At 69.1% G+C, this 4,610-nt stretch carries 3 protein-coding genes, 1 tRNA gene and 1 pseudogene; 2 read left to right on the top strand and 3 right to left on the bottom strand.

Annotated elements, in window-relative coordinates; genetic code table 11:
• From RMO85_RS00795 to argS, 3 genes and pseudogenes are all read right to left on the bottom strand, one after another.
• Positions 1–200, bottom strand: a pseudogene (locus RMO85_RS00795) (homoserine dehydrogenase); the annotation flags it as partial.
• Positions 200–1,615: a diaminopimelate decarboxylase gene (lysA, locus tag RMO85_RS00800; RefSeq protein WP_310525841.1), complete on the bottom strand. Its 1,416-nt coding sequence runs from the start codon at positions 1,613–1,615 to the stop codon at positions 200–202. The pseudogene RMO85_RS00795 and the gene lysA, both read right to left, overlap by 1 nt.
• 3 nt (positions 1,616–1,618) lie before the next feature.
• Positions 1,619–3,292, bottom strand: coding sequence for an arginine--tRNA ligase (argS, locus tag RMO85_RS00805; RefSeq protein ID WP_310525843.1), 1,674 nt, complete (start codon positions 3,290–3,292; stop codon positions 1,619–1,621).
• An 88-nt stretch (positions 3,293–3,380) separates the two neighbouring features.
• Here argS and RMO85_RS00810 point away from each other — a divergent pair.
• Both RMO85_RS00810 and RMO85_RS00815 read left to right on the top strand, forming a co-directional pair.
• Positions 3,381–3,452, top strand: a tRNA-Arg gene (locus tag RMO85_RS00810).
• 177 nt (positions 3,453–3,629) lie between these two features.
• Positions 3,630–4,610, top strand: a 981-nt coding sequence (locus RMO85_RS00815; RefSeq protein WP_310525844.1) for a hypothetical protein, incomplete at its 3' end; no start/stop codon positions are given.

The raw sequence follows: 4,610 nt of genomic DNA on the forward strand, positions 1-4,610 counted from the left end.
GCCGCGTCGGTGGTCAGCAGGTCTGCCGGCACGTCCACGTCGCGCTGGGCATCGAGGCGGCGTACGGCGACTCCGACCAGCTCGACGGGGGCACCGACCCTGGCCGTCAGGTCATCGGCCTGCTCCATGAGCAGCCGCACCACCTGTGAACCGACCGAACCACAGCCCAGCACGGCGACCTTCAGTCGCTTGTTCTCCATCACGCACCCACGTCAGTAGCCAACAGATCGTCCTCAGTCTCCCTGCGCAGCACGACGGAGATCTTCCCGTCCCGCACAGCGATCACCGGAGGTCGCAGCGCATGGTTGTAGTTGGAGGCCATCGAGCGGCAGTAGGCGCCGGTCCCCGGGACGGCCACGAGGTCGCCGGGGGCGATGTCGGAGGGCAGGAACTCGTCCTTCACCACGATGTCGCCGGCCTCGCAGTGCTTGCCCACCACCCGGGCCAGCACCGGCGCTGCCACGGAGATGCGGTTGGCGAGCGTCGCGGAGTAGTCGGCGTCGTACAGCGCCGTGCGGATGTTGTCGCTCATGCCGCCGTCGACGGAGACATAGGTACGCACGAGCCCGCCGTCGAGCGCGACCTCCTTGACCGTGCCGACGGTGTAGACCGTGCACATCGCCGGGCCGACGATCGCGCGGCCGGGCTCGATGCTGAGTCGCGGCTCGGTGATCCCGAGCGCCTTGCACTCGTGCTCGACGATCCTGGACATCTCGGTGGCCAGCTGCGCCGGGTCGCTCGGATCGTCCTGGGTCGTGTAGGCGATGCCGAAGCCGCCACCGAGATCCATCTCCGCCATCTCGACGCCGATCTCCTCGCTGACCCGGGCGTGCAGCGCGAGCACGCGGCGCGCCGCGACCTCGAACCCGGACGAGTCGAAGATCTGGCTGCCGATGTGGCTGTGCAGGCCGAGCAGCTCGACACCTTCGGCGTCGTGCACGCGGCGTACGGCCTCCAACGCGTCACCGCTGGTGATGGAGAAGCCGAACTTCTGGTCCTCATGCGCGGTCGCGATGTATTCGTGGGTGTGCGCCTCGACGCCGGCGGTGATCCGGATCATCACGCGGGCCCGGAGGTCGGTGCCTGTCGTGAGCCGCTCGAGCCGCTCGATCTCACCGAAGGAGTCGACGATGATCCGGCCCACGCCGAGCTCGAGGGCCCGCGCGAGCTCGCGTTCGGTCTTGTTGTTGCCGTGGTAGCCGATGCGCGCCATCGGGAAGCCGGCCCGCTCGGCGACGGTGAGCTCGCCGCCCGAGCAGACGTCGAGGTGCAGCCCCTCCTCCGCCAGCCAGCGCACCGTGGTCGTGGAGAGGAACGCCTTGCCTGCGTAGAAGACGTCGTAGGCCGCAAACGCGTCCTTGAAGGCACGGGCGCGGGCGCGGAAGTCGGCCTCGTCGAGGACGTAGGCCGGGCTGCCCTCCTGCTCCAGCAGATCGGTGACCGCCACCCCGCCGACGCTCAGCACGCCGTCGGTCTTCTCCGCGGTGCTCGACCAGAGCAGCGGGACGATCTCGTTGGGGTCGCTGGGCTCGCGCAGCCACGTGGGGCCGCCCGGACGATTGTGGCTGAGGGCGCCGTCAGCGTGCGCCCAACCGGACGGGTGCGAGGTGGGCACGACTCACATCCGCTCGGGCGCGGAGACTCCGAGCAGGTGGAGGCCGTTGGCCAGCACCGTCTTCGTCGCCTGCACGAGCGTCAGCCGAGCCTTGTGGAGGTCGCCCGGCTCCTCGTCGCCCATCGGCAGGACGCGGCAGCTGTCGTAGAAGCGGTGGTAGGAGCCGGCGGTCGCCTCGAGGTAGCGGGCGATGCGGTGCGGTTCGCGCAGCTCCGCCGCCGCGGTGATCACCCGCGGGAACTCGGCCAGGGCCCGGAGCAGCTCGCCCTCCTTCTCGTGGACGAGCAGGTCGGGGTGCGACTCGGGCGCCAGGCCCAGGTCGGCCGCATTGCGCAGGATCGCGTTGGTCCGGGCGTGGGCGTACTGCACGTAGAAGACCGGGTTGTCGCTGCTCGCCTTGGTGATCTGCTCGACGTCGAGGGTGAGAGGCGAGTCGGCCGGGTAGCGGGCGAGCGAGTAACGCAGGGCGTCGACACCGATCTCCTCGACGAGCTCATCGAGAGTGACCATGGTCCCGGCCCGCTTGGACAGCCGCATCTCCTCGCCACCCTTGATGATCTTCACCAGCTGCCCGATGAGCACTTCGATGTTCCGGTCGGGATCGTCACCAGTGCACGCGGCCATCGCCCGCAACCTGTTGACGTATCCGTGGTGGTCGGCGCCCAGGAGGTAGATGCAGCGGTCGAAGCCACGTTCCCGCTTGTTGACGTAGTAGGCGGTGTCGCTCGCGAAGTAGGTCAGGTCGCCGTTGGACTTGATCAGCACCCGGTCCTTGTCGTCGTCGAAGTCGGTGGTGCGCATCCACAGCGCGCCGTCGTTGTCGACGAGGTGGCCCTGGTCCCGCAGCTTCTGCAGGCCGGTGACCACGCTTGATTCGGTGTCGTCATCGGACCCGTGCAGCGCACGCTCGGAGAACCAGACGTCGAAATGGGTCTGGAACAGCTCCAGCTGCTCGCGCTGCTCAGCCAGCTGCGCCCCGTAGGCAGCCTCGCGGAAGGCGACGGTCCGATCCGGGCCCTCCGGCAGCTCGAGGAGACCGGGATCCTCGGCCACCAGCTTCCTCGCCAGATCGAGGATGTAGCCGCCCTGGTATCCGTTCTCGGGAATCGGCTGGTCGAAGGCTGCGGCTTCCACCGATGCACCGAAAAGGTTCATCTGGTTGCCGCGGTCGTTGATGTAGAACTCGCGAGTCACGTCCGCGCCCGATGCCTCCAGCACCCGCCCAATCGCGTCACCGAGGACGGCCCAGCGTGTGTGGCCGAGGTGCAGCGGACCCGTCGGGTTGGCCGAGATGAACTCGAGGTTGATCTTCTCGCCGGCGAACGCGTCGGAGGCGCCGTACGACTCCCCTGCCGCCACGATGTCGGTGGCGACCTGGCCCTGCGCGCCTGCGTCGACGGTGATGTTGAGGAACCCGGGACCCGCGACCTCGACGTCGGCGATGGCGTCGCTCTCGGTCAGCTTCTTCGCGACGAGCTCGGCGAACGCCCGCGGGTTGGTGCCGGCCTGCTTCGCCAGCTGGAGCGCGACGTTGGTGGCGTAGTCGCCGTGACCCTTCTGTCGCGGACGCTCCACGGTGACCCGGGTCGGCACGCCGTCGGGCAGCGTGATCGCGCCGTCGGCCACGAGGGCGGCCAGCGCATCGACGATGGTCGCGGAGAGTTGCTCAGGAGTCACCGGTCCAGCCTATCGGCGTGGGCGGCCCGCCCTCACACCGGTTTCACGGCCGGGACCGGCCGGTTGTAGGGTTGCGCTCGCCTCACGAGCCCCTATAGCTCAGGGGATAGAGCGCCGCCCTCCGGAGGCGGAAGCCTAGGTTCGAATCCTAGTAGGGGCACCGACCACCTCACCCTCGCTCGGGGAACAGAGCGCCGCGCTGTCTCCTCCGCAGGTCTCATCAGTGTGTCCGGAGACACATTCCACGGCCCCGGCTTTGCTGTAACACTGAGTTACCCCATGCCCGAGTCGCCGCCACCGTAGGCGAGACCACGCATCGATCCCCTGGAGCCCCCTCGTGAGCAAGTTGACCTCCTGCGTCGCCCTCGGCCTGGCAGCAACCTCCGCCCTGGCGGTCACGGTTGCGGGAGGGATCGCCCCAGCAGGCGCCACCACGGGCAGCGAACGCACCGCCCCCACCCTGACCAACTTCGGCTATCGCGCCGACGTGTACGGCGTGAAGCTGGTGACCGACAACGTGGAGGCCTTCAACCTCAAGGACGCGCACGCGCAGCTGCGATGCACGCGAGCGATCGAGCAGTCCGCGGAGCAGACGTCGGTGCTCAGCGTGCCGGACAACCCCCTCATCAACATCGCGGCGAGCAGAAGCGTCACCGACACCTACCTCGAGGGTGGGACCCACGGCGTCCGCGGCGCCAACACCATCGGGGACATCCGCCTCGGTGGCGAGATCGGCGGCGTCAGGACGCCGACCCTGGTGATCGAGGGCCTGACGACCAAGGCCGACGCGTTCCACACCCCGCAGGGCTTCGGCCACCGAGAGTCGTTCGACTTCGCCCGCATCAGGCTCGAGCTGCTCGATGGCACCCCCCTGGCCGGCACGCCGCTCGAGGCACTGCTCGAGCCCCTCAACCAGGTGACCGACACGGTCTTCGAGGGCACCCACGAGGCTGCCAACGAGATCTTCACGGTTCTCCAGTCGGCCACCGCGCCCATCCGGATCCCCGGGTTGGGATCGATCGCCCTGGGCAGGGTGCGGGGCACCGCGACCAGCAGGAAGGCGACGTCGGAGGCGATCGCCCTGGAGATCCTCATCGATGCCGGGGGCAGCCGACAGCTGGTCGAGATCGGCGCGGCCAATGCCCGGATCGGTTCCCCGACCCCGGTCGGCGTCTTCCGTGCCGGCGGCACGGCCCTCGACCTGCAGGCCCTGCAGGGCAACCTCCACCTCGGCAACGTCCAGCACAAGTCGATCCCGTGCGAGGGCACGCGCGGGCGGACCCTGAGCTACCACGTGCCCGCGGCCGGCGTGCTCGGC

The sequence above is a fragment of the Nocardioides sp. genome, assembly GCF_031422975.1.
Lineage (GTDB): Bacteria > Actinomycetota > Actinomycetes > Propionibacteriales > Nocardioidaceae > Nocardioides.